Below are 20,781 nucleotides of genomic sequence, written 5' to 3'. Positions count from 1 at the left end.
TTAGCTCACTCCAGACAAATCAGCCGGTTCACGGCGGTTTACGTCACCACCGCCGAGTCCGGCGTTGTGGACAATCGGGATATCGAGGTCGGCCAGCGACCGGCTGACCAGTTCCTTCGCCACCTCGACATCCGCCATCGTAATCTCTTCACGCAGGTTCGCCCGAGCGGCCGCCTGTGCGACACGGCGTGCGGCCCCGAGTTTCCGGGCGGTCACGGGCACGGGCGGCCCGTGGTACTGCCCGTCCGCGTCCGCGAGCGCATCGCGATAGCGCTCGGGCAGCGCCATCTTTTGCTCTTCAAACCACGCCGCCAGCGCCTCGATGACCCTGTCGTTCGCGGGTGTCGGATGCAACTGTCGCGCCCGCAGCAGGACCGCGCGGTACTGGTCCATCGACAGCACTGGGTCGATAGCATCGGCGTCAGCCGTGTCGAGTGCCTGCCCAGTCGCGTCTTTCAGCGATGCCGACCACGTCCGTATCATCGACTCGGCCAGTTCTCGGACGTGTTCGCGGTCCTGTTTCGACCGCATCTGCATGATAAGGTCAAACCGCGACAACAGCGGGCTGTTGATGCCCAGCGCGTCGACCAGCGACTCGTCGCCAGCGAAGTGACCGCCGAGCGGGTTGCACACGCCCAGCAGCCCGCACTCGGCTGGTAGGGTCATCGACTGGCCGCCCAGCGACAGCGGCAAAATCTGGTCGGCCAGCGCCGAGTGCATCTTCTCGATGGCATCATCGCCGGCCTTGTCCAGTTCGTCGACGACCGCGATCCCCTCGTGGGCGCGGACCAGCACGCCGGGCTCAATGCTGAACCCACCGTCGGAAAAGTCGTCTTTCACCGCCGCCGCGGTCAGCCCCGGACCCGACACGCGCTCGCCGCTCGCGAACGCCGACCGGGGCGCGACCGCCGCGGCCCACTTCGCCAGCACGGACTTTCCTGTCCCCGGGTCGCCGGGTAACAGGACGTGAACGTCGCCCCGATAGTGCGAGCCGTCCGGCCCGTCGAACGTCGACGCGCTGACCAGCTGTAGCACGAGCCCGCGAACGACCTGCCGGTCCCGTGGGTGCGAGCCCGACACGAACTTCGGCGCTGCGGCCGCCATCAGCACGTCGGCCGTCGACGGGTCCTCGATATCCACGTCGAACGACTCCGGCCGCTCGCGAAGGCGCTCGAAGAGGTCCCGCTGGTCAGCCGTGAACTCCGCGTCTTGATAGGTCTGGCCGGCCGCTTGCACGGAGTTCACAACGACCTGTGGCTCGGGAATCGGCCCGCCACCGCGGAACTGCAGTTCACCAACGAGCACAACGTCCTGACAGTTCGCGATAGCGCCGTGTCCCGCGAGGTCGCCCTGCAGGTGCGCGATGATATCCGAGGTATCGCCACCCAGCGCCGCGCTGCTGGGATTCTCTAACAGGAGCTTCTGATAGTCCTCGTAGCGGGACTGGTCCGGGTTGATGCGGAACGGCCCTTGCGTCTCGCAGCCGACGCACTCGAAGGGCTCGATGAACTGTCCGGGCTCGAACGGAATCCGGGTGAGCGTGCCACAGCGCTGGCACTCGAAGGCCGCTTCGACAAGCCGTGGTTGCACCTGCGTTCGCTTCGCGACCTGCCCTTCCAGCGCCAGCAGTTGCCCGCGCCGATCCGACGGTGAGAACTCGCCCGGCGCGGTCGTGTGTGACTCGGGCAGGTTCTCGAAGCGCGGAGTCGCCTGCCCCAGCGACGTGTCGACCGGCAGCGGCGTGTCTCGAATCCCCGCTTCGACGTACTCAAGCATCGAATCGGGCGCATCGAGGATATCTTCGGCCAGCGTTGGGTCCCACCGAGCGAGGTCCGTCCAGTCCAGCGTCAGCGACGTGTCGTCGGGATAGCGCTGGGCCAGCAGCGCCACCTTGTCGCTGACCTGCCAGCGGAGATACTGAGCGACCCGGTCGGACAACTCGTCAGTCATCGCTGTCCTCCGTGGCCGGCGTCACCGAGTCGCGCCACTCTTCGAGCCGGGCAACGAGGTCCTCGACGAGCGCGCGTTCTTGGTCGGTGACGCCGTCCCAGTTGACCGCCATGCCCGCGGCCCGGAACGACGCCAGTTTCAGGAGCTTCCCGGCCCGCTCGTCGGCCAGTTCGGTGGTCAGTTGCGTCGCGTCCTCGGTGTCGATCTCCCCGTCGTCGACGGCGTCTTGGACGCGCTCGAAGATCGTCGGTTCGGCCAGTTCCACGAGTGACGCCGCGTCCTGTTCGCGAGCCCGGGCCGCCCGGATGGCTTCGATATCCATTATCCCGGCGGCACCTCCTTGGCGCGGCCAGCAACGTCGGCCAGTTCGTTGCTGTTGGTCACTAACTCTGAGAGCGTGGCATTCATCGCCGGGAATATCTCGCCGGCCAGCAGCCACTCAAGCCGGACTGACGGCCCGCGAGTCAGCGAGTGCCACCAGTCGCCGTGGCGGTCCAGCACGTCCTCGATGAACCCGCTGCGGACGTGGCCCTCGGTCATGTGGATGATATCCTCTGCCCACGCCATGACCTCCGATTCGACGCCGGGCGGGTCCCGTAGCGTCCGCCGCAGCATCCCGTGCTGTTCGACCGCGCGCTGATGCAATCGTGGCCGCCCAGCGACGTACTGAATCCGTTCGGCGTCTTTGACGCCCTCTTCATCCGAGAACTCCCCGACCCGTTCACGTAGCAGTTCAGTGGCGTCCTGAAACGCCGGCAGCAGCACCTTCCGAATGAGCCGCCGCCGGAACGCATCGGCTGTCTCGTCGTCGCGGGGTGCCTGGTCACAGATTGCGACCCGGTCGTCCGCATCTGCTATGAGGCAAGCGACTTCCCAGCGGTCTTTCACGAGGTCCTCGTGCCACGTCTCCGGGGTCTGGCCGCCCGACACCACGTCGACGGCGTGGCACCACTCCAAGACCTCGGTGCGAGTCTGGAAGCCGTCGCGAAGGGACTGTTGCAGGTGCCGCTGCTGGGCGCGAAGCGAGTCGAGCCCAGCTGCGAACGAGCGGTCGACCGACCCGTCGTCGCTCGCGAGCCATTTGAGCGCGTGATGCCCGTCGGCTGCCATCGGGTCAGTCATCCGCATCAACCCCCCGGTAGTCCTCGGGCAACGCAACTTTTAGCGCACAAATGGCTGGAACTGCGATTCCCATCCCAGCCAGAAATTCAGTCCCGAGTGTTGCCTTCAACCCAATTGCAACGCCGAATCCGGCGACTCCCGCAACAGAGCCCCGAACGAGCAGTTCAGCGAGTCGAGAGACTGTTCCGGGTTCGGTGTACCACCGGCCCAGACTGTCCTTGACAGCCGCCATCGGGTCAGTCATCCGCATCAACTCCCTGTTGTGGCGACGACGGTGAGAGGTTCGTTGACGGGTTGTTCCCGCCGTGTTCGTCGTCGAGCGCTTTCTGAATCTCCGTGCGAACGCGGTCGACGATTTGCTGGCCTTGCTCGTGGTCAGACCATTCCAGTTCGGTGACCGCTTCGAGAACTTGGTCGAAGGTCTTGCGCTCTTCGTACTCGTGGCGCTCGGTCTGGACCTGTGCCTGCACGTCGTTCCAGTGGGACGGTCCCCAGTCGACTTCCAGCGAGCCATCCCGAGCTTCGTGGCCGTCGATCAACGCCGGCAACGTCGCCAGCCCCAGCCCGATAATCGACGAGCCCAGCGCCGCGACTGTCCCGAGGTAGACCGCTGCCCCGCCACCGAGCGCGATGCCGATGAACCGCCAGTTTCGACGGGCGAACCAGTTCGACACCGCCGCCGAGATAGCCGCCGGCAGTGCTGCAATGCCGTCGGCTTCGGGCGGGTCCGCGAGGTCCTCGTCGGCAACCGCTTTCGTCAGCGACGGGCTGAATTTCAGCCGCGCCGGCTTGTGCCGCAGCACCTTGTCGGACTCTGGGTCGACCTCGAAGAGCTGGTCGAGGTCGCCGTCGCCGCTATCGTAGGACTTCCAGTCCTCGGTCGGTATCTTCGCCGGGTCAGCCCAGTAGCGGGCCAGCATCGGCCGTAGGCCGGCTATCGGCGCGTACAACTGGTCGCCGTGTCGGTACACGGACTTGATTTTGTTCGCCACCCGTCGCGTGCCGACCGTTTCCTCACCGCTGGGCGAGATAGCGCCCTGCCGGAGTTGCCGCCGGAAAAAGCCGGCTTTCGAGAGGTCGCTGTCTCGGATGGAAAGCATCACCGGCAGCGCCAGCAGGCCGATGAGAATGCCGACCGCAATCGGCGCGTTCGCGAGGATAATCGACGTTTGCCACGTCCCAACTATCGCCGCGATGCCGACCACGACGGCGACGACACCGGCCCAGTACGTGACGCCTTTCAGCGTCCCGACAATCGTTCGCGAGAGGATGTGTTTGGCCGACGCCCCGGAGAACATGATGCCACAAATCGCCGGGATAATCAGGTTCAGCGCCCCCCAGCGCCAGAGGTCGCCTTTCGAGTTCGTCGGGTATGCCGGTGACGCCGTCAGCGGGTTGGTCTGGTGGCCGAATCGCCAGCGTGCGCCCTCGACGCGGCTGCCGTCCTGTTCCAGCCACGCCGTTGCCTGCCACTGCTGGTCGTAATGGGACTGCAGTTTCAGTTTCGACGCCGAGTAGCCGTTCTCTGCCTCGAAGCTAATCCGCTGGACGCTCTGATTCGCCGCGTAGGCCCGCTGTGTCCCGTTGACTCGTGTCGTCTGCTCCTGCCAGAACACGACGACAAACTCGTAGTCACCGACACTCTCGCCGAACGCGGACGTGTACGCCAGCAGGTAATCTGTTTTGAGTGCCTGATTCCGACCGAGCGGCTGATAGCTCGACTGGGCCGGGTTCAACGGCAGGTACTTCAGCACGATCCCGCCGGTCGGGAGCATCCGCGTCGACTCCGGCGGTCCCTGTGAGCCGCCGCTCGATATCTGGTCGCCGCCCGTCCGCAGCTCGTCGATACCGAACGGCCCCGGCGCGGTCCAGTCGCTCGACTGGCTGTCGTCGGTGGCACTCGTGCCGTTGGTCGCGTTAGTCTGGTAGTGTCCGTCGGCCACCGCTGCCGATGCGGGCATCGCGAACGCGCCCGCCACGGTGACAGCGACGAGGACGACCGCAACACTAACCGCGGCGACGGCGGCCCTATCACCTCCCGAAAGTGCGTGTCCGGGCACGGTTAGCCCCCCGAAAGAGCGCTTGCTACGCCGTTGACGTAGTCCGTCGTCGCCTCCGGCGCGGTGAACATCAGAACGGCCACAATGCCGACCACCGCCAGCAGGACCGCGCCCCAGCCGGAGATGTTAATCTGCATCCACCGCCTCCTCTGCCGCCGCGCCCGTGTACAGCGCCAGCCCCACGACCAGCGCCGCCAGGAACACGACCAGCGTCTCTTTGCCCGTCAGCCCGAGGACCACCGTGCCACCGCCGGCCAGCGCGCCAGCGCCGATGAACGACGCCGCCGCGCTCCAGAGGAATCCGCCGGCATACACGCCACCGAAAAAGCCGCCCACCAGTCCCGTCGTCAGCCGGGCCGGGCGGCCTTTGAACCACTTAATCGGGTAGGCCGTCTTTGCCAGCACTGAGGTGTACTCGCCGATCACGTAGAATACCATGACCATGATGGCCCAGCCGGTCGCCGTCGCCGTCGTCACCTCTGGCATCGGCCCACCTCCGGGCTGTCCGCCGTTCTTGCTCGATACGTCCGTTTGATATGTTCGTTCTGAATCATGGGTTTAGCCGTCCGTTCGGTTGTCAATCTGTTCACGAGCTTTCAGCAGGAGTTTCAGCAACAGCAACGCCGCCAGCCCAGCGACGATCTTCGACGCCGCCGTCTTGGTGATCGGCAGGACCGGCGCGGAGCTGACCAGCAACGTCGCCCCGTAGAACAACTGTCCGAGGTTCGCCCAGCCCCACTGCAGCAGCACCGCCAGCACGTCGAACTGGAACGCCCCGAACAGCGTCGTCGCCGTTGCCGTTGCCGCACTCGCTGGGTGGGTAAGGAACTCTTTGAGCGACATCAGTTGATGAAGGCACCTCCCCCGGGAATGAAGTCCAGCGCAATCTCGATGGCTGTCCGTATTGCCGACGAGTACGCGACCACAACAATCGCGAACACAATCGCCGCGCCCAGCAGTCCCGCCGGTCCCGTCCAGTTGAAAAAGTCGATGAGCAACTGGACACCAGAACCGACGACCGTGAGCACCGGGTCGCCAATTGCCGACCCAGCGTCGATGAGCGTGTTCGCGATGACGACCGGCACATCCACGAGCCCGAGGTCCCCGATTGTTGACGACCGTGAATGGCCGAAAAACACGTAGTTGATGGCCCACAGGACTTTCTCAACGGCGCCCTCGACGCCGTTCAGCAGTGGCGTCAAGATGAGCCCGAGGATGAATCCAGTCGGCGAGGCCGCGAATGCCCTCAGGGCGGGCGGGAGAACGAAACCACCACCGCCGCCACCGCCCGATGACGACACTATCAGTCACCTCCTGCGAGCCGTTGGGCACCTTCACGAAGGCCACGCACGACGACGAACAGCGTCACCAGCGTGAACCCCAGCGCAACCAGATAGCCCCAGAGTCCGAACTGGTCGACGCTGCCAGCCCAGAGGTCCTGTCGATACCACTGCAGAATCGGGACAAACAACTCCCCCAGCACGCCCGATCCCGTCGGCGTCTCGCCGGTCGTCACGTCCCCGACGAACGACGTTGCGCCCTCGATGAGCCGCTCCGGGATGCCAACCAGTTCGTCGATGAACTTCCGAAAGCCAATGTACACCGTCGCGACCGCCGACAGGAATATCGACGCGCCAGCGCCGGACCAGTTGACCGGGTTCGCCGTGTCGACAATCTGGTAGCCTGCAAACGACTCTGAGTTCCTAATAAAGCCCGTCAGCCCCGAGTCATCAGCCATCGGCAGTGACCTCCGAGTTGTGGGGCTGGCGAGCCGTCATTCGTCGACCGTATCCTCCCCGCGGTCTGCCAGCCTCTCTGGCACCGACATCGGCGGTATGGGCGGACCAGACCGCTCTAATCGGATAAACGAGGCAATCAACCAAGCGCTGCTGGCAGCAGCGACGATGCCTGCCGACAGCACAGGATGCGTCGCGAATGGACGGACGAACAGGGTTGCAATGGCGGCACTGAAATCGGCAGTCGGGACCACCACAACGAACCCAAACAGCAACACAACCACTCCCAGCAAGTCAAGCTGGCGAACCGTCATTCGTCTATCGTGTCCTCCTCTTCGACGCCGAAGATATCCGTCGGCACGCCGATAGGCAGGCCCGGCAGCACATCGCCAGTCTCGTCCTCGCGGAGATACAGCACGACCATGTACAGCCCGATCATCACCAGCCCGACAGTCACCGGGAACGCCAAGAGTCCAGCCAGCGTGTCACCGAAGATTGACCGTAACGCAATTTCCGAGACATCTGCTCCCGCAATCAGGAGGTTCCCAGGTGCCTCGAAGAGCCCTCGCAACAGCGAGCCAATCGCGTCCCCAGCGCTGTTGAACGGCTGGGCAAAGAAGTTCGCCACCGCGTTGATCACGTCGATGACCGCAACAACTGGCGAGACGATAACTCCGATAATCGACGCCGAAAGCACTCGTCCCGCGTCACCACCAGCCTGCAGGAAGTTGGTGATGCCACTCAGCGACTCTTGTCCGCTGCCGTCGCCGAGGTCCAGATCAGCGGATGAGGACATTCGGTCTCACCCCGCTATCCGGCGCTTGATCGGGTCGAACAGCCCCAGCAGGAACGCCGCCGCCCCCAGCAGCGCCGCGATGAGGATGTTCATTGGCGTGAATATGCCGTCACCGCCGCCGCCGAAGATGGCCCCGCCCGAGGACTGCTGGACGATCTCGCCGATCTCAATAGACTCCGCCGATTCGGAGTCGCTGTCGGTCCCGTCCTCTTCGACGACAATGCGATAGCTGTCGTACTCCGACGAGTCAACGGCGAAGGTCTTCTCCGTGGTCTCGCCGCTGGCCGCCGACACCATGCCGGAATCAACCTGCGTTGTGATGCCGTCAGACACGCCATAGACCGTGTAATCGACGCTCTGGGCACTCGTGTTCGTCACTTCGAGGTAGACCTGCTGGGTCTGGTTGTTGACGGCGACGGTCTTGTCCGCCAGCGTGTCCGAGGTCGAGGTCGGTGTTGGCGTGGCGGTCGTTTGTGCGGCCGCGCCACCGACGCCAGTGACGGCCATGCTGGCACAGATGAGGCCGGCCAGCAGCAGCGCAATCGGTCGTGAACTGTTCGTGTCAGTCGAGAATGGTCCTATCATCGGTCTGAATCCCCGGTTTCGGGCTGGGGAACGCCCTGGTTGCGTGCCGATTCGAGTGCGTCGATCAGCGCGTCGTCCCGGACGGCACCGCTGCCTTCCTGGTCGACGGCGTCGATGAGCTGGTCAAGCCGGTCGGTGCCGCCGTCGGTCGCTGCGAGTCGGCCGGCTGCTGTCGACTCCGTGTCGGTCTGGGACGGGCTCTGCAGTCGCCGTCGTTCGGCGTCGGCCGCCGCGCACTCGCCCGAACAGTAGTGAAACGTCGCTGTCCGGCGCTGAAGGACCACCGACAGCGGCCCCAGTTCGCCCCGCCGCGGGTCCGAACTGCAGTGCGCTTCAATGGTTTCGTCGTGGCCGTCGCGGCCAGAATGTGCGAAGATGCGGTCGCCGCAGTGGCCGCACATGGCGTCCATCTCCGGCGTGGCAATCTCATAGGCCACATAGCCGCCCAGCAGGGCAGCGCCGATGCCGACGACCAGTCCGTCGATGATACCGCCGCCGACGGTCGCCGCAGTCACCAGCGTCCAGCCAGCGTAGGCCAGCCCGGTGACGGCGAATCCGATGCCGAGCCAGCCGACCACGGAGAGGTCCGACCGGCGCGCGTTGTCGACTTCGATGAGACTCACACGCCACCTCCAGCGACGAGGGTTGCCGTGAGGTCGCGGCTCGCGCCGGCAATCTCATGCTGTGTTCGCACGCGTCGGCGGTCATCGGCACTGCGCCACTCGGTTCGATACGGTTGATACGCGGGCTTGGCCGCGTTGGCCGGCGACTGTCCGCCGCCGGGGTCGTGTTCGCGCATGGGTAGGGGTACTGTCCGAAGCTAGACTACGGACGCGACGGGAGTCGCGATGGCCGAATAAACACCCTAGGAAAATTACAAGAGTCTGTACGATGCTGTCAGAGCATGAAACGCTGCTGTAAGATGCTGTAAGAGCTGTGTAAGAGTTCACTGCCTATTGAGCCGATGGCTTTATTCTAGAATGTTGCCAATGAAGCCATATGTCACAGACAGCGATTCTGGGGCGGGACATTATTCTTCGGGGCCAGGTCTCACTGTATCTGAGCATTGACGCTGACTGGGTGTCCCGTGCAGGGCTTGATATGGGAGACACGTGCCGACTACAGCTTGGCGGTGTTGAGGACGACGTACTGACTGTCACGCTGTTTATCGACCAAGATTACAGCGACTGCGAGAATCCACCGGGACAGTTCGACATCGATCCCGTTGACGTCCAAACGGACATTCAGTGGTGCCTGCCCTCCGATATTCGTCATGACCGTGGGATTACCGGAGAGTTTGGATATAACGCGGAGTATCTCGGTGACGGTCGCATTGAGTATCGGCTCGTGTCTCCGTCCGCTCGTGATGACCGGCTGCTGGCGTGACTGGTGGGCGCGTTATCGTCGGTTCTGGCTGCTATGGAGGGAATCTCTCTCAATTAGTGCTCATCCGGAGGTACATGTGGCGCAACATGTATGACATACGCAGCGGTACTACCGAGTATGGCAGCAGACGACGCTCCTGAAGAGACAAAGGTTAGCGACCGGGGGATGGTTACGATTCCGGCATCGCTGCGTCGTCGGCTCGATATCGAGCCAGGCGACAAACTCCGCTGGGACACTGACGATGATGGGACGCTCGTCGTAGAGGTTGTCAAGCAACACTACGGTGCGTTTGATGACTTTGAGCCCGTCTCGATGGGTGGCGATGGGCAAGAGACCCACGACCTCGCTGGACATGAGGGTGAGTCTGGCTTTACAGGGGACAACTGATGGCAGTTGCACTTGTGGATACAGGTATTCTCATTGGGATGGCAGACGCCGATGACCAGCACCACGACACTGCGATGGAGATCGTCCGTGGCATGGATCACGGCGACCTGCCCACAGGGCATGTCACAAACTACGTTGCCCTCGAAACGCTCAATTGGATACATAATCGAAAGCGCCAGCAGAAGGCTGTTGAGACCTACGAGCGGCTCAATCAGTCTGCTGGGTTTGAGGTCCGCCAGGCGGCACAGAAGGACTTTACCAACGCTCTTGATCTGTTCGAAACGTACGACGGGCTCTCCCTTGGTGACGCAACCATTGCCGCGTACATGCGGCGAGAGGGGGTTGACTATCTGTATTCGTTCGACGATGACTTTGACGTGATTGCGGATATCACTCGACTGGAGACGGCGGATAATCCGTTCTAGTGAACCGCTAGAGGGAGCTTGATCCAACTTTGCCGTCACACCCGTTGTGAACGACTGAACTGCTCTGGTCGCTCCGTTCGTGTTACGATTACTCACTACACTCCTGAAAACAGGGGGTCGCTCCCGGTTCCTGCAGCTAGCAGACAGCGGCGTCAGCGGCGGCAGGGCATGTGCCACCGCGTCCAACAACGTCGGTTCAGTGGCGATTGTCGTTCTATTCGGTGCGTGTCACAGGGTTAGGGCGATGACTCCACCACAACGGGTGTGACGCCACCTGTGGCGGCTTTGTGGTCGCTGTTCTCCAGCAGATCGAGACCGACGTAGCGTTTCTCCAGCAACCCTTCGGCTGTTGCCATATCCATCGCGAGAATCTCCATTTGGGTCTGGTCCCGTCCGACCTGCCGAGTTTTCTCGACGATGTCGCCGCCGCCGATCTCGATGAGCTTCTCCCAGACGCGCTTGATCGTCTGGCGATGGGGCTCCTTTCCGAGTTCGGCGGTCAAGGCCGTTTGCAGGTCGGCTTTGGTCATGAACACGCCGCTGCCGTCGGTTCGCTTCGTGGCAAATTCCGGCCAGCGCTTGGCGATGCTGATGGCACGGTAGGTGTTCTGGCGGTTCGACCGCTCGACGAACATGGTCTTGACTTTCGACTGCCGGCAGTTCGCGAAGAAATCCAGCGGCGAACTGCTGGGTTCGATACCCTCGGGTAACTTCTCGGCGTCTTCCTGGTGGTCGGCATCGGCTTCGAGTTGCTGAGCTTTGGCGATGGCACTCTTGGCAACGTCGTGGGTCGCCTCCTGCTGGGTTTCGAGCTCGTCGAGGCGCTGGTCGTTCGTGGCGGCGTTGCCGACCGCCGTGGTAGCAACGTCGTGGGTCTGTTCAACGTTGTCCTCTAGATTGTCGACGCGTTCATGGAGGTCCTCGATGGTCCCGACCAGCAGCTCAAGAACACTCGAAACGGGGGGTGCCACCTCGTCGTCGAGGTCACTGACGAGCGACTGGAGGGCGTCGATGTCCGCCCCATCTTGTCCGATGTCCATCCCGAGTTCGTCGGCGAGGGCTTGATCGGTGGCTGTGCTGTCGGTCCCGCTGTCGTCGGGGTTGGTATGTCGTGGCATCGTGACCACAGTGCCCGTCCCCGGAATCGAACCGGGCAGTGCCGACCACGGCACGGGCTATCGGTGACGTAGCGGGCGCTATCCGCACGCGGTAGTTGGCTCGTGGCAATGCCGGGCTGTCCGGTGAATTTGCCTCGTGGCAACGGGCTGGATGCGACCATCAGCACTCATCGGACGCCACTCTCTGGATCAGCGAGGTCCCGCTCTCATCGGTAGCAGAATCCTGTCCCCACCCTGGTGCTTCGCAGTCGTCGTAGTTGACGCCGTAGTGGTTGCCGTGGCCGGTCATCGTTCGACCACCGCCCGGCGTTCGATGACAACGTCATGCGCGTAGTCACCGCGGCGGTACTGGTCGTAGTAGTTCTCGATAGTGGGGAACTCGCTGGTCCACTCGGTGTAGTGTTCGAGATCACCGACCACGTAGCAGAGTCGCCACTGATCGGGTTCTCTCGACGCTGTGTCGGTCGTAGTCCCTGCCGATGGGTCGGCGCGGGCCATTAGGTATCCCCTCCCTCGAATGGCTCAGGACAGCTGCTGTCGCGTTCAACTAGCGCACAATCTGTGAGCGGAACGGTGAACGACATCAGCTCGTCAGTCCGACCGATGGCTTGGGCTAGCTCCCGGCGCGTAGCTGTGTCTGGTTCGGACGCCTGCAGCCGGTGGAGCGTTTCCATTGCGAGGTCTGCAAGCAACACGCCTGTGACGTGGCTGTCGGTGGAGCGACAGACCACCAGTAGTGGCTCACTATCGGTGGTCGTGATTGCGACGATCTCGCCGACGGTCGGGTGGGCAGTCATCGGGCCACCTCCAAACGACGAGACGGTGGGCCCGCGGTAGTTGTCAGACCGAGGTACTGTATCCCTGAATCACAAACGTTTTTGATACCAAGTGAATATTGTTCGGTTGGGTTCTGGTCTCCGTTCCATCTGCCAATGGATCTACCCAAACTCATCGATTGGCCCGAGGCCGGAACCTGTCGTCGCGGATGACGACTTCCAATGGTGCGTTGCACGCCACTTCCCCCCGGCTGCCCACCATTCCTTACATTGCCTACACAGCGAAGCCGGTCGTTTTGGCTAGTCTTGGGCGCGGCTGTACCTGCAGTGTGTCCAGCGACGAGCATGGCAGCCATGTGACCGCGCTGCTGTGACCGGCTGCCACAAGACCTATTTATGACGCTTTGTCTACACTTGCACGGGTGCTGTTCCCGACTCTGGAACCCCTGCCGCCGGGTCCGTGCAACGCACCACCTTGGGATCAGCACCCCGGGGGGTTTTTGATACCAGCAGATGAGTGGCTTCAGCCGCGCTCCCTGTAGCTGGTCACCAGTGGTTTGCTGACCGACACTGTGGACTTGTGCGTTCTCACGGCGCTTCTGAGTCAGTGTGACTGCCGTCACTGTCGGTCACCTCCGTCAGCGACGGGTCGAGGCAGTTCACACAGGCCGGCGAGTGTTTCGGCCTGTCGGTAGAGCGTGTCTTGGCCGGCGTCAGTCAACGTATACACGTTGGTGCGGGCGTCGAGTTCGTCGCGGTTGATGAGGCCACTGTCGACGAGCTGGTCGAGATTCTGGTAGAGGCGGCTGTGGTTGATCGGGTCGGCGTAGCGCTCGTCGAGGTAGTCCTTGAGCGCGAGGCCATACGGATCGTCCTCGACGGCGGCGATGGCCTCCAGGAGATCGCGCTGGAAGCCCGTCAGGTCGTGGTAGGTCGTCATTGGTCCCCTCCCGGCTCGCTGGCGTCGGTGTCGACCCGCCGCAGTGTGGCTGGTTCGGGTTGGTAGCACTCGCCCTGCACCAGAAGGTCCAGCAGCGCCGTCAGTGCCCGGTCGGCTCCATACTCTTGGGCGAGCGTGTCCAGTACGTCCCCAGCGGGTGCCCCCTCGCCGTCTTCAGTGGTGGCGATAACGTCGAGCGCGTGGCTGCGGATTGCGGGCTCGGCGTGGGTCTCGACAACGAAGCCGTCCGTGTTCCGGAGATACGTACTCACGGCGGCAAGCCGTTCGAGTTCGTCGTCGGCGAGGGCGGGTTCGGCGGCCTGTAAGGCGGTGTCGAGTTGGGTGGCCGCCGCCGTGTGTGAGGGGATGGTGGTGCCGCCGTCGGTGGCGACCAGATCGTGGCCGGTGACGATAGCCAGCGAGCGGGCGGCCTGGGTGATGGCGTCCTGGCCGCGGTCGGTCAGGGCGTAGGTTCCGTCAATGGTGGTGACAAGGTCGTCGGCTTCGAGCTCGGCGAGGGCGTCCGTGACGTGGGCGTCGTCGAGGGTGGCTTCGCGTCGGGTTTCGACGGCGATCTGGAGGGCGTCAGCGGTGGCCTCGCGGTCGTAGTGGTCGTGGTCGGCAATCCCTTTCAGGAGGTCCCGCTGGAGGGCGGTGCAGGTGTGCCAGGCAGTCATGCTCTCCCTCCGGCGAGGGGAGTGGTTGGCGAGCGATGCGACTCTTCGTGGGTGGGCTTGCGGACGGTCATGGGTTCGATGGGACGCCGTGTGCGAGAGTAGGCGTCGCCTATCTCAGACTGTTACACCGGACTGTCAAATAAGTTTCTACGCATAATCTAATTCATTGGTATGTATTTTTAAGCCGGTGATTACTTTGCCAAGACAGTGCCATTGAAGAGCAATGGCTGGTCGTCCGAAGGACGTCTCCGACGACGAAATCCTACAAGAAGTCGCACTTGCCCCTGGACCAATAGTGACTGCGCCGGAACTAGCAGACCGGCTAGACATGTCTGGAACGGGTGTAAACAAGCGCTTGGATCAGTTAGTCGACGATGGGTACCTCCATGAGCGCCAAGTGGGTGCAAATGCTATTGTCTACTGGCTCACTGACGAAGGTCGCGTTCGGGTAGCAGAAGCTTAGCCGGCAATCCACCAGACCTTTGCACAGGCACCCACGTCTTTTGTCTCCACTTTTTCCTGGTCCCTCATCTCGTGAAGCCTGTCCAGAATCGCACCATTTGATACTCCGAACTCGTCTGCTATCTCCTTAGCGGTGCAGAAGGGCCGATCATGCGATTTCATGTAAGAGAGTACTTCTTGATTCGAGAACGTTCTTGGACGAGGGGACATGTCTTATAACCGTCTTTAGTTTCTTCGTATGTAAAAATTTATGTCCGACGAGATATACAGTTTAGAATAGGAACACACGCGCCGCTGGTCGATTTTGTACGAAATCGCCCCGGTGGTAGGACACCGAGGCGCGTGGTTCCATCCAGAACCAATGGCAACTACGCAATCCAATCCACAAGAACGTACCGCACGCGAACTACTCACCCAAGGCCGACCACTCTTCCTCGGCGTAGACGGCGAGGGTGCAGCCCACTACTGGGACAGCTACGAGTTCACCGTGGCTGTTATCGCGGCCGATGGTGACGCCGAGAAGGTTGTGTTGGCAAATACGCCCTTCGAGACGCTTGCTGACTGGTGTGAATACACGCGCTCGGAGCGCGGCTGGGACATTGGTCCGCACGTTGGTGGGTCGCTCGTCGGCGATCTCGTGCGAGGTGTTGAAGCGTGAGTTGCACTGTCGAAGAGCGCAAGCGGGTGCGACGTGCAGCGCGGGCTATTCGAGATGAGGTGGCGACTGAGTCCGTTGATGTGCTTGCACTGAGTGCGAGTCAGCACCGAGAATGGACGCTTGATGCGGTGCTTCGGGACGTAGAGGGTGTGCCGCCAGAGGTGTTGCGAGAGTTAGCGCTGGCCGGGTTGACGTTACAGCCGACGCCGTCGCAAGCCGAGTATCAGCACGTGGCGGCGACAGTGTAGCCAAAAGCGCTAACCAACACAGGCATGGTATTTCCCACGGCTGTTGGTTAGCCGATGACTGATTGGTTTCTGACCGTCGTTTGTTTCTCATTATCTCACCAGAAATACCCGCTCAGTGAGTATGCGAACTGACCGTCAAGATTTCTACCAGCTCAGAGAGATGTGAGTCGGTCCTGACCATACATCAACAAAATAATATGCTGGGAGAGTGAGGATTCGGCGTATGTCTCAGCCCTCGGATTATGTCGAGATACAGTATGAGGTAGCGAAACTAATCGATTCAAATAAAGAACTGACAACTGAGGAGTTTGTCAAGGCTGCCCGAGAAGAGCGTGCTATTTCAATGTTGGACAGCCAGTTTGGTGATATTGTGGACCTGAGCCTAATAAAAAGCCAGCCAGGATTGATGGAAGAAATAGAGGAAGAGCTTTCTGCCGCTGTTGGAGGAAACCCACCTAAGGAATATGGTATTATGGAGAATGGGCTGGCTGGCTATGTAGTGCACCTAACTGAACTAATTGATAAAGAGCATCAAATGGACTGATACTGCCTATCCGCATTAACATACTTGCGCGATCACCCCTACAAGGCCGATAGTTACGATCTCGTTTCGCCATCCCGCTGTGATAATCACCGCCTGAAGTGAGCTGCCACCTTTGAACTGAAACTGTTCTATTGAGTTTCGTGACTATCCAATGGTCACCGATGTCGTAGTGGACGCGACCGTCTCTCCATCGTGGAGGAATCGAACAGTGAGATCGTGGGTACCAGGATCTACAAGTACCCCATCAAAGTACACAGATTCATATTTGCTCCCCCCGGGCTCAGCTACACTGGTTGAGTATGGAGAATCTGACTGTGTTGACCCATCAATGCTGATCTCTATGGTGTCATATTGAAGCGGAATATCGCCTGTGTTCTGAATCGTAAATGTGGCTGAAGCGAATTCATATTCATTTGAGTCATATTTCTCATAAGCAGTCGCATCAACATCGCTAAGGCTTGCGTCAACCCCCTCAAATGTCTCCGTTACTGTAGCAGTATCTTCACTGGAGGGACCACTCACTGTGACATCAAGCTCTACATCGCCGCCGGAACGAACAGTGTAAATTTCATCTCCGAATGTGCCGAGACTCTGCCCATACTCATACTCCACAGATTCTCCACCAGAGATCTCAACCTGCTCTGTCCCGAGTTCGGAGCCTTCGGCAGTCACTGAGACTGATGCGGTAGTAGCGATATCGCCAGTGTTCTCTGCAGTAACGATTACCCTGTTCAGCCTACCGTTCTCCCAGACTGGCTGTATATCTTGGATTGTGAGGTTTGCTCCTTCTGCGGTGCGGGAAACCGTGGTCTCGGTGAATCCGGCTGTGGTATTTACGAGGAATGTGACTTGTGTAGTACCACCCGATGTCTGTTCGAGAATCGGGTTCTCAGCGATACTGTATCTCTCCGTATCGTTCGCTGGAATCTTTTCAGTGTAAGTCGTAGCATAGGTTTCGCCACCAGATCGGATAGAGAACTCACCCTCAGTCGGTAGGTCCCCGGTATTCTTCACCACAATTGTCGCACGTGTGAGCTCAGGTCCAGACCACCGCGTAGCATTACTCACAATTGTCGGATTGGCTGGTTTGAAGCTTTTATCGAAAGAATCTGTAACAGATCCATTTCTAGTATTCACGCGGACTGTTCCGCGAACATCACCCGGCTCTGAAATTGCGAGGCTGTCATATCCCGGGGACACGGTAACGGTGTCTGTACCATTTGACGGAACCCAGACCGATGAACTGGAGCTGATGGTCGTTCCCCGAGCAGAGACTTCAGTTTCTGTTATTTTTGCTGGCATATCACCGTCGTTCGTGACGGTAGCATTCACTGCTTGGAGCCTGTTTCCTTTCCAGGTGGTATTTGTGATAGAGACTCTCGTATCTGCTCCGTCAAATGTGATGTTCTTGCGCGCAACGGTCTCACCTCCCTGTTGAATAATAATCCCGTAGGATCCCGGTTGCATCGAGTATAATGAAAAGGCGGCAACCGTCTGATTTGGCTCAATCTTCCCTTCTGAAATTACTTCTCCACTTGGGCCTTGGATCAGTGCGTCGGAGAAGTCGTTTACTGAGTAGTTGAACACGATTGCAGGGGAACCATCGATAACGGTACTCCGGGGTTCGGAAATCCCGGGCCCAGAGTCGCCCACAAGGCCTCCACCAGCGAAACCATTACAACCCGAAACAAGAAGCAGTGAAACGATAGCTAAAGAAAACAGTGCAGTCTGGCCGCCGTCTCCGAGTATTCGTCTGATCACAGATTTGCATTGAAGTAGAAACTAATCAAAATGTAGGTTGCAAGCTTACCAATGCGTAGAGGAATGGTGATGTGTTCGATCTGCTGCCAAGGCGCTTCGTGAGGCAGTGGCGACGGAATCGGTTGATGTGCTCGCGCCGAGTGCGAGCCAGTACGGTGCATGGACGTTGGATGCTGTGTTGCGGGATACTGAAGATATTTCGCCAGAGGTGTTACGTGAGCTGGCGCTGGCCGGGTTGACGTTGCAGCCGACGCCGTCGCAAGCGGAGTATCAGCACGTGGCAGCGACGGCGTAGGACGGTGATGGCTATTTTCGTCGACCCCCGGGGGGTTGCGGGGGTATTGGCGGTCGACGAAAATAGTGAAGTGAGACCAGGCTAGAAATAGGCTGTGTCCCGGGAATCGGGCATGGTTTCAGACGGACCCTTGGGCGGTTGAAGCATCCCGGAGTGGAAGGTCGCCGTGATCAAGCCCGCAGTTTCAGACGGACCCTTGGGCGGTTGAAGCAGCGCTACTCCCTCGGATGGCTTGACTGAACTGCTCGTTTCAGACGGACCCTTGGGCGGTTGAAGCAAGCTTGACGTAGACAGCTACCTGCTCAAAGACAGTGGTTTCAGACGGACCCTTGGGCGGTTGAAGCGACCCGTGCTGGCGGACAAGCGACAGCGGGAGTTCGTGTTTCAGACGGACCCTTGGGCGGTTGAAGCGTTGCGGAACCCTCTGGGTCGTTGTAACCGTAGAGTTTCAGACGGACCCTTGGGCGGTTGAAGCCAGGGACGCCTCGGCCGCTTCGAGGGCTTCGAGCCCGGTTTCAGACGGACCCTTGGGCGGTTGAAGCGGCCCCCGTGGGCTTGGAGGTCTGGACGTACGTGTAGTTTCAGACGGACCCTTGGGCGGTTGAAGCGAGGCTGACGGCATCCGCGAGCGGCTCGACGAGGACGTTTCAGACGGACCCTTGGGCGGTTGAAGCATGTCTTCGAGGAACTGTGACTGTTCGTCAGTTGTTTCAGACGGACCCTTGGGCGGTTGAAGCGTCGGCCGCGTGACGCTGGGGGGCGTCGACGGCGACGGTTTCAGACGGACCCTTGGGCGGTTGAAGCCGTATCTGTTCGATGTGCTCCTGCTGGAACAACATCGTTTCAGACGGACCCTTGGGCGGTTGAAGCTGTGCGCGGACGTACTGGCCAGACCATTCAGCAGCGTTTCAGACGGACCCTTGGGCGGTTGAAGCTCAGAACCAGAGTACGATGACCCTCAAAACTCAGCAAGTTTCAGACGGACCCTTGGGCGGTTGAAGCAATATCGACTACGAAGCCGAGGTCGTGGGCGACTTCGTTTCAGACGGACCCTTGGGCGGTTGAAGCGACGAGCTGGCCGAGGAACTGGTCGCCGACGAGTTCGTTTCAGACGGACCCTTGGGCGGTTGAAGCAATCGCCCCGCCGGGCCTGTCCGCCGCCGAGAACATCGTTTCAGACGGACCCTTGGGCGGTTGAAGCATCTGATGCGACAACGTCGCCGCCGACCAACAACTCGTTTCAGACGGACCCTTGGGCGGTTGAAGCTCGACAAAGGCGACGAAGGGACTTGCGCGGACGGTTTCAGACGGACCCTTGGGCGGTTGAAGCGAGGCGACGTGACGTAACTGATGCACCTGCCTGTCGGTTTCAGACGGACCCTTGGGCGGTTGAAGCCACTTTTGACACGTCGTTGACGGGATAGACCAACAAGTTTCAGACGGACCCTTGGGCGGTTGAAGCACCGACTCGCCGCCGTGGCGTGGCATCTCGGCGACGGGTTTCAGACGGACCCTTGGGCGGTTGAAGCCGTCGTTGTCGCACTTCCCGAACTCACACTTGCTCGTTTCAGACGGACCCTTGGGCGGTTGAAGCTGGATGGCGGCGACGGCGGTCGTGCCGCTTCCCATGAGTTTCAGACGGACCCTTGGGCGGTTGAAGCGGCAGCTTGGATGTAGTCCCAGCCGCCCCCGGAGGTAGTTTCAGACGGACCCTTGGGCGGTTGAAGCCTCGTTGAGGTCGAGTTTGACCATGTCACCGCTGGTTTCAGACGGACCCTTGGGCGGTTGAAGCCCCTGACCAGTTCCGAGCCCGAGATGGACGAAAATGGTTTCAGACGGACCCTTGGGCGGTTGAAGCGGACACCTCGGTCGTACACGAGATGTTGTAGTGGTGTTTCAGACGGACCCTTGGGCGGTTGAAGCTAATGAGCTGAGTTTCGTCATTATAGACGGCAACTGTTTCAGACGGACCCTTGGGCGGTTGAAGCTGCGTTTGGTCAACCGTAATCCGTGGCCCGGCAAGTTTCAGACGGACCCTTGGGCGGTTGAAGCCTCGCTCGATGTCGTCGAAGTCAACCCCATCCTCGAGTTTCAGACGGACCCTTGGGCGGTTGAAGCAAATGTGACACCGGCAACTGTTTTGAGGGCTTCGGGTTTCAGACGGACCCTTGGGCGGTTGAAGCTTGAGTCTGGCGGATATATCAACTCAACCTCAAGCGGGTTTCAGACGGACCCTTGGGCGGTTGAAGCGCGACGAGGAGCCACCTATCGCGACCGACGGCGGGTTTCAGACGGACCCTTGGGCGGTTGAAGCAGACTTCCTCGTCTGTTATCGACGGCTCTGGCTGGTTTCAGACGGACCCTTGGGCGGTTGAAGCATTCTGACCACTCCGTGATGCCGGTCTGATGGTCCTGGTTTCAGACGGACCCTTGGGCGGTTGAAGCAACGTACAGCAGCGTGTTCTGCGGCGGAAACTCCCGTTTCAGACGGACCCTTGGGCGGTTGAAGCTGCAATGGATCGTATTTGTGCGTGATTTGTTTCCGGTTTCAGACGGACCCTTGGGCGGTTGAAGCCAGTTTGACTTGTCGTCTCTCGCGTCTTCGCTGGTGTTTCAGACGGACCCTTGGGCGGTTGAAGCAATCTCATCGCCGTCACTGCCGTCTTTGCCAGCGAGTTTCAGACGGACCCTTGGGCGGTTGAAGCCAGTCGGGTTTGCAGTCGTCGCACTTTTGATTTGGTTTCAGACGGACCCTTGGGCGGTTGAAGCGTCGACATCGTCCTGCCGCTGGCTCATCGCTTGGGTTTCAGACGGACCCTTGGGCGGTTGAAGCAACGCGGACAACCGCTTCGTCC

At 60.7% G+C, this 20,781-nt stretch carries 30 protein-coding genes and 1 CRISPR repeat array (1 of these 31 only partly in view); of the genes, 8 read left to right on the top strand and 22 right to left on the bottom strand.

The features are described 5' to 3' along the window. From G9463_RS11025 to G9463_RS10960, 15 genes are all read right to left on the bottom strand, one after another. On the bottom strand, positions 1 to 1,950 hold the full coding sequence (locus G9463_RS11025; protein WP_165896720.1) for an AAA family ATPase: 1,950 nt from the start codon (positions 1,948 to 1,950) through the stop codon (positions 1 to 3). Then, on the bottom strand, positions 1,943 to 2,272 hold the full coding sequence (locus G9463_RS11020; RefSeq protein WP_165896719.1) for a hypothetical protein: 330 nt from the start codon (positions 2,270 to 2,272) through the stop codon (positions 1,943 to 1,945). The genes G9463_RS11025 and G9463_RS11020 overlap by 8 nt, the downstream gene beginning before the upstream one ends. Continuing rightward, positions 2,272 to 3,072 (bottom strand): hypothetical protein, encoded by an 801-nt coding sequence (locus G9463_RS11015; protein ID WP_240150017.1) that lies wholly within the window; start codon positions 3,070 to 3,072, stop codon positions 2,272 to 2,274. The genes G9463_RS11020 and G9463_RS11015 overlap by 1 nt, the downstream gene beginning before the upstream one ends. Then, positions 3,065 to 3,316 (bottom strand): hypothetical protein, encoded by a 252-nt coding sequence (locus tag G9463_RS11010; protein WP_165896717.1) that lies wholly within the window; start codon positions 3,314 to 3,316, stop codon positions 3,065 to 3,067. The genes G9463_RS11015 and G9463_RS11010 overlap by 8 nt, the downstream gene beginning before the upstream one ends. Further along, entirely contained in the window at positions 3,309 to 5,132 is a 1,824-nt protein-coding gene (locus tag G9463_RS11005) for a hypothetical protein (RefSeq protein ID WP_370457909.1), read from the bottom strand. The genes G9463_RS11010 and G9463_RS11005 overlap by 8 nt, the downstream gene beginning before the upstream one ends. 2 nt (positions 5,133 to 5,134) lie before the next feature. Further along, positions 5,135 to 5,269, bottom strand: coding sequence for a hypothetical protein (locus tag G9463_RS24340; RefSeq protein WP_255458693.1), 135 nt, complete (start codon positions 5,267 to 5,269; stop codon positions 5,135 to 5,137). Further along, on the bottom strand, positions 5,259 to 5,618 hold the full coding sequence (locus G9463_RS11000) for a hypothetical protein (protein ID WP_049938413.1): 360 nt from the start codon (positions 5,616 to 5,618) through the stop codon (positions 5,259 to 5,261). The genes G9463_RS24340 and G9463_RS11000 overlap by 11 nt, the downstream gene beginning before the upstream one ends. A 72-nt stretch (positions 5,619 to 5,690) precedes the next feature. Further along, entirely contained in the window at positions 5,691 to 5,975 is a 285-nt protein-coding gene (locus G9463_RS10995; RefSeq protein ID WP_049938412.1) for a hypothetical protein, read from the bottom strand. After that, positions 5,975 to 6,433 (bottom strand): hypothetical protein, encoded by a 459-nt coding sequence (locus tag G9463_RS10990; protein WP_165896716.1) that lies wholly within the window; start codon positions 6,431 to 6,433, stop codon positions 5,975 to 5,977. The genes G9463_RS10995 and G9463_RS10990 overlap by 1 nt, the downstream gene beginning before the upstream one ends. Before the next feature lie 2 nt (positions 6,434 to 6,435). Continuing rightward, positions 6,436 to 6,870 carry a hypothetical protein gene (locus G9463_RS10985; protein WP_011222219.1) on the bottom strand — a complete coding sequence of 145 codons (435 nt, stop codon included), beginning with the start codon at positions 6,868 to 6,870 and terminating at the stop codon, positions 6,436 to 6,438. Positions 6,871 to 6,906: 36 nt separating this feature from the next. Next, the gene (locus G9463_RS10980) at positions 6,907 to 7,182 is read right to left on the bottom strand and encodes a hypothetical protein (RefSeq protein ID WP_165896715.1); all 276 of its coding nucleotides are present in this window, start codon (positions 7,180 to 7,182) and stop codon (positions 6,907 to 6,909) included. Further along, positions 7,179 to 7,664 carry a hypothetical protein gene (locus G9463_RS10975; protein WP_165896714.1) on the bottom strand — a complete coding sequence of 162 codons (486 nt, stop codon included), beginning with the start codon at positions 7,662 to 7,664 and terminating at the stop codon, positions 7,179 to 7,181. Before G9463_RS10975 ends, G9463_RS10980 begins: the two co-directional genes overlap by 4 nt. Positions 7,665 to 7,670: 6 nt before the next feature. After that, the gene (locus tag G9463_RS10970) at positions 7,671 to 8,249 is read right to left on the bottom strand and encodes a hypothetical protein (RefSeq protein ID WP_193569595.1); all 579 of its coding nucleotides are present in this window, start codon (positions 8,247 to 8,249) and stop codon (positions 7,671 to 7,673) included. Then, positions 8,246 to 8,872 carry a hypothetical protein gene (locus G9463_RS10965; protein WP_240150016.1) on the bottom strand — a complete coding sequence of 209 codons (627 nt, stop codon included), beginning with the start codon at positions 8,870 to 8,872 and terminating at the stop codon, positions 8,246 to 8,248. The genes G9463_RS10970 and G9463_RS10965 overlap by 4 nt, the downstream gene beginning before the upstream one ends. After that, positions 8,869 to 9,048 carry a hypothetical protein gene (locus G9463_RS10960; RefSeq protein WP_165896713.1) on the bottom strand — a complete coding sequence of 60 codons (180 nt, stop codon included), beginning with the start codon at positions 9,046 to 9,048 and terminating at the stop codon, positions 8,869 to 8,871. Before G9463_RS10960 ends, G9463_RS10965 begins: the two co-directional genes overlap by 4 nt. A gap of 200 nt (positions 9,049 to 9,248) precedes the next feature. Between G9463_RS10960 and G9463_RS10955 the strand changes: the two genes are divergently transcribed. The 3 genes from G9463_RS10955 to G9463_RS10945 all read left to right on the top strand — a co-directional run bounded on the left by G9463_RS10955 (position 9,249) and on the right by G9463_RS10945 (position 10,447). Further along, entirely contained in the window at positions 9,249 to 9,635 is a 387-nt protein-coding gene (locus G9463_RS10955; RefSeq protein WP_165896712.1) for a hypothetical protein, read from the top strand. 117 nt (positions 9,636 to 9,752) lie between these two features. Continuing rightward, positions 9,753 to 10,022 (top strand): AbrB/MazE/SpoVT family DNA-binding domain-containing protein, encoded by a 270-nt coding sequence (locus tag G9463_RS10950; protein WP_165896711.1) that lies wholly within the window; start codon positions 9,753 to 9,755, stop codon positions 10,020 to 10,022. Then, the gene (locus tag G9463_RS10945; protein ID WP_165896710.1) at positions 10,022 to 10,447 is read left to right on the top strand and encodes a type II toxin-antitoxin system VapC family toxin; all 426 of its coding nucleotides are present in this window, start codon (positions 10,022 to 10,024) and stop codon (positions 10,445 to 10,447) included. Before G9463_RS10950 ends, G9463_RS10945 begins: the two co-directional genes overlap by 1 nt. A 236-nt stretch (positions 10,448 to 10,683) precedes the next feature. Here G9463_RS10945 and G9463_RS10940 read toward each other — a convergent pair whose 3' ends face one another. From G9463_RS10940 to G9463_RS10920, 5 genes are all read right to left on the bottom strand, one after another. Beyond that, a complete protein-coding gene (locus tag G9463_RS10940; protein ID WP_165896709.1) occupies positions 10,684 to 11,565 on the bottom strand; it encodes a hypothetical protein in 882 nt (293 codons plus the stop codon). A 285-nt stretch (positions 11,566 to 11,850) separates the two neighbouring features. Next, positions 11,851 to 12,063: a hypothetical protein gene (locus G9463_RS10935; protein WP_165896708.1), complete on the bottom strand. Its 213-nt coding sequence runs from the start codon at positions 12,061 to 12,063 to the stop codon at positions 11,851 to 11,853. Next, a complete protein-coding gene (locus G9463_RS10930; protein ID WP_165896707.1) occupies positions 12,063 to 12,362 on the bottom strand; it encodes a hypothetical protein in 300 nt (99 codons plus the stop codon). Before G9463_RS10930 ends, G9463_RS10935 begins: the two co-directional genes overlap by 1 nt. Positions 12,363 to 12,960: 598 nt before the next feature. Beyond that, positions 12,961 to 13,281, bottom strand: a complete 321-nt coding sequence (locus G9463_RS10925; RefSeq protein WP_165896706.1) for a PadR family transcriptional regulator — start codon at positions 13,279 to 13,281, stop codon at positions 12,961 to 12,963. After that, the gene (locus G9463_RS10920) at positions 13,278 to 13,958 is read right to left on the bottom strand and encodes a transcriptional regulator (protein ID WP_165896705.1); all 681 of its coding nucleotides are present in this window, start codon (positions 13,956 to 13,958) and stop codon (positions 13,278 to 13,280) included. Before G9463_RS10920 ends, G9463_RS10925 begins: the two co-directional genes overlap by 4 nt. A 223-nt stretch (positions 13,959 to 14,181) precedes the next feature. Between G9463_RS10920 and G9463_RS24505 the strand changes: the two genes are divergently transcribed. Beyond that, entirely contained in the window at positions 14,182 to 14,421 is a 240-nt protein-coding gene (locus G9463_RS24505) for a MarR family transcriptional regulator (protein WP_011222263.1), read from the top strand. Here G9463_RS24505 and G9463_RS10910 read toward each other — a convergent pair. Then, positions 14,418 to 14,582, bottom strand: a complete 165-nt coding sequence (locus tag G9463_RS10910) for a hypothetical protein (RefSeq protein ID WP_165896704.1) — start codon at positions 14,580 to 14,582, stop codon at positions 14,418 to 14,420. The two genes, G9463_RS24505 and G9463_RS10910, sit on opposite strands and share 4 nt — an antisense overlap. A gap of 199 nt (positions 14,583 to 14,781) precedes the next feature. On the opposite strand from G9463_RS10910, the gene G9463_RS10905 reads away from it, so the two are divergent. The 3 genes from G9463_RS10905 to G9463_RS10895 all read left to right on the top strand — a co-directional run bounded on the left by G9463_RS10905 (position 14,782) and on the right by G9463_RS10895 (position 15,870). Beyond that, positions 14,782 to 15,078, top strand: coding sequence for a hypothetical protein (locus G9463_RS10905; protein WP_165896703.1), 297 nt, complete (start codon positions 14,782 to 14,784; stop codon positions 15,076 to 15,078). Beyond that, entirely contained in the window at positions 15,075 to 15,326 is a 252-nt protein-coding gene (locus G9463_RS10900) for a hypothetical protein (RefSeq protein ID WP_165896702.1), read from the top strand. The genes G9463_RS10905 and G9463_RS10900 overlap by 4 nt, the downstream gene beginning before the upstream one ends. A gap of 223 nt (positions 15,327 to 15,549) precedes the next feature. Beyond that, positions 15,550 to 15,870: a hypothetical protein gene (locus G9463_RS10895; RefSeq protein WP_165896701.1), complete on the top strand. Its 321-nt coding sequence runs from the start codon at positions 15,550 to 15,552 to the stop codon at positions 15,868 to 15,870. 144 nt (positions 15,871 to 16,014) lie between these two features. On the opposite strand, the gene G9463_RS10890 is transcribed toward G9463_RS10895, so the two are convergent. After that, the gene (locus G9463_RS10890) at positions 16,015 to 17,631 is read right to left on the bottom strand and encodes a hypothetical protein (protein ID WP_165896700.1); all 1,617 of its coding nucleotides are present in this window, start codon (positions 17,629 to 17,631) and stop codon (positions 16,015 to 16,017) included. Positions 17,632 to 17,737: 106 nt separating this feature from the next. Between G9463_RS10890 and G9463_RS10885 the strand changes: the two genes are divergently transcribed. Beyond that, positions 17,738 to 17,926 (top strand): hypothetical protein, encoded by a 189-nt coding sequence (locus tag G9463_RS10885; protein ID WP_165896699.1) that lies wholly within the window; start codon positions 17,738 to 17,740, stop codon positions 17,924 to 17,926. A 115-nt stretch (positions 17,927 to 18,041) separates the two neighbouring features. Beyond that, positions 18,042 to 20,781: a CRISPR direct-repeat array (repeat unit 30 nt; unit sequence GTTTCAGACGGACCCTTGGGCGGTTGAAGC); it runs 305 nt beyond the window's last position.

It is taken from the genome of Haloarcula sp. JP-Z28 (assembly GCF_011440255.1).
Taxonomy (GTDB): Archaea; Halobacteriota; Halobacteria; order Halobacteriales; family Haloarculaceae; genus Haloarcula; species Haloarcula marismortui.
Note: the sequence above shows the minus strand (reverse complement) of the source record. Positions and strands in the feature narration are given on the sequence as shown.

Coding starts and splice junctions, on each gene's coding strand:
- G9463_RS10920 (WP_165896705.1), bottom strand. CDS start 13,958: ATGACTGCCTGGCACACCTGCACCGCCCTCCAGCGGGACCTCCTGAAA.
- G9463_RS10975 (WP_165896714.1), bottom strand. CDS start 7,664: ATGTCCTCATCCGCTGATCTGGACCTCGGCGACGGCAGCGGACAAGAG.
- G9463_RS10980 (WP_165896715.1), bottom strand. CDS start 7,182: ATGACGGTTCGCCAGCTTGACTTGCTGGGAGTGGTTGTGTTGCTGTTT.
- G9463_RS10930 (WP_165896707.1), bottom strand. CDS start 12,362: ATGACTGCCCACCCGACCGTCGGCGAGATCGTCGCAATCACGACCACC.
- G9463_RS11010 (WP_165896717.1), bottom strand. CDS start 3,316: ATGACTGACCCGATGGCGGCTGTCAAGGACAGTCTGGGCCGGTGGTAC.
- G9463_RS24340 (WP_255458693.1), bottom strand. CDS start 5,269: ATGCAGATTAACATCTCCGGCTGGGGCGCGGTCCTGCTGGCGGTGGTC.
- G9463_RS10970 (WP_193569595.1), bottom strand. CDS start 8,249: ATGATAGGACCATTCTCGACTGACACGAACAGTTCACGACCGATTGCG.
- G9463_RS10955 (WP_165896712.1), top strand. CDS start 9,249: ATGTCACAGACAGCGATTCTGGGGCGGGACATTATTCTTCGGGGCCAG.
- G9463_RS10940 (WP_165896709.1), bottom strand. CDS start 11,565: ATGCCACGACATACCAACCCCGACGACAGCGGGACCGACAGCACAGCC.
- G9463_RS10985 (WP_011222219.1), bottom strand. CDS start 6,870: ATGGCTGATGACTCGGGGCTGACGGGCTTTATTAGGAACTCAGAGTCG.
- G9463_RS10925 (WP_165896706.1), bottom strand. CDS start 13,281: ATGACGACCTACCACGACCTGACGGGCTTCCAGCGCGATCTCCTGGAG.
- G9463_RS10945 (WP_165896710.1), top strand. CDS start 10,022: ATGGCAGTTGCACTTGTGGATACAGGTATTCTCATTGGGATGGCAGAC.
- G9463_RS11015 (WP_240150017.1), bottom strand. CDS start 3,072: ATGACTGACCCGATGGCAGCCGACGGGCATCACGCGCTCAAATGGCTC.
- G9463_RS11000 (WP_049938413.1), bottom strand. CDS start 5,618: ATGCCAGAGGTGACGACGGCGACGGCGACCGGCTGGGCCATCATGGTC.
- G9463_RS11025 (WP_165896720.1), bottom strand. CDS start 1,950: ATGACTGACGAGTTGTCCGACCGGGTCGCTCAGTATCTCCGCTGGCAG.
- G9463_RS10910 (WP_165896704.1), bottom strand. CDS start 14,582: ATGAAATCGCATGATCGGCCCTTCTGCACCGCTAAGGAGATAGCAGAC.
- G9463_RS10905 (WP_165896703.1), top strand. CDS start 14,782: ATGGCAACTACGCAATCCAATCCACAAGAACGTACCGCACGCGAACTA.
- G9463_RS24505 (WP_011222263.1), top strand. CDS start 14,182: ATGGCTGGTCGTCCGAAGGACGTCTCCGACGACGAAATCCTACAAGAA.
- G9463_RS10995 (WP_049938412.1), bottom strand. CDS start 5,975: ATGTCGCTCAAAGAGTTCCTTACCCACCCAGCGAGTGCGGCAACGGCA.
- G9463_RS10935 (WP_165896708.1), bottom strand. CDS start 12,063: ATGGCCCGCGCCGACCCATCGGCAGGGACTACGACCGACACAGCGTCG.
- G9463_RS11020 (WP_165896719.1), bottom strand. CDS start 2,272: ATGGATATCGAAGCCATCCGGGCGGCCCGGGCTCGCGAACAGGACGCG.
- G9463_RS10895 (WP_165896701.1), top strand. CDS start 15,550: ATGTCTCAGCCCTCGGATTATGTCGAGATACAGTATGAGGTAGCGAAA.
- G9463_RS10960 (WP_165896713.1), bottom strand. CDS start 9,048: ATGCGCGAACACGACCCCGGCGGCGGACAGTCGCCGGCCAACGCGGCC.
- G9463_RS10950 (WP_165896711.1), top strand. CDS start 9,753: ATGGCAGCAGACGACGCTCCTGAAGAGACAAAGGTTAGCGACCGGGGG.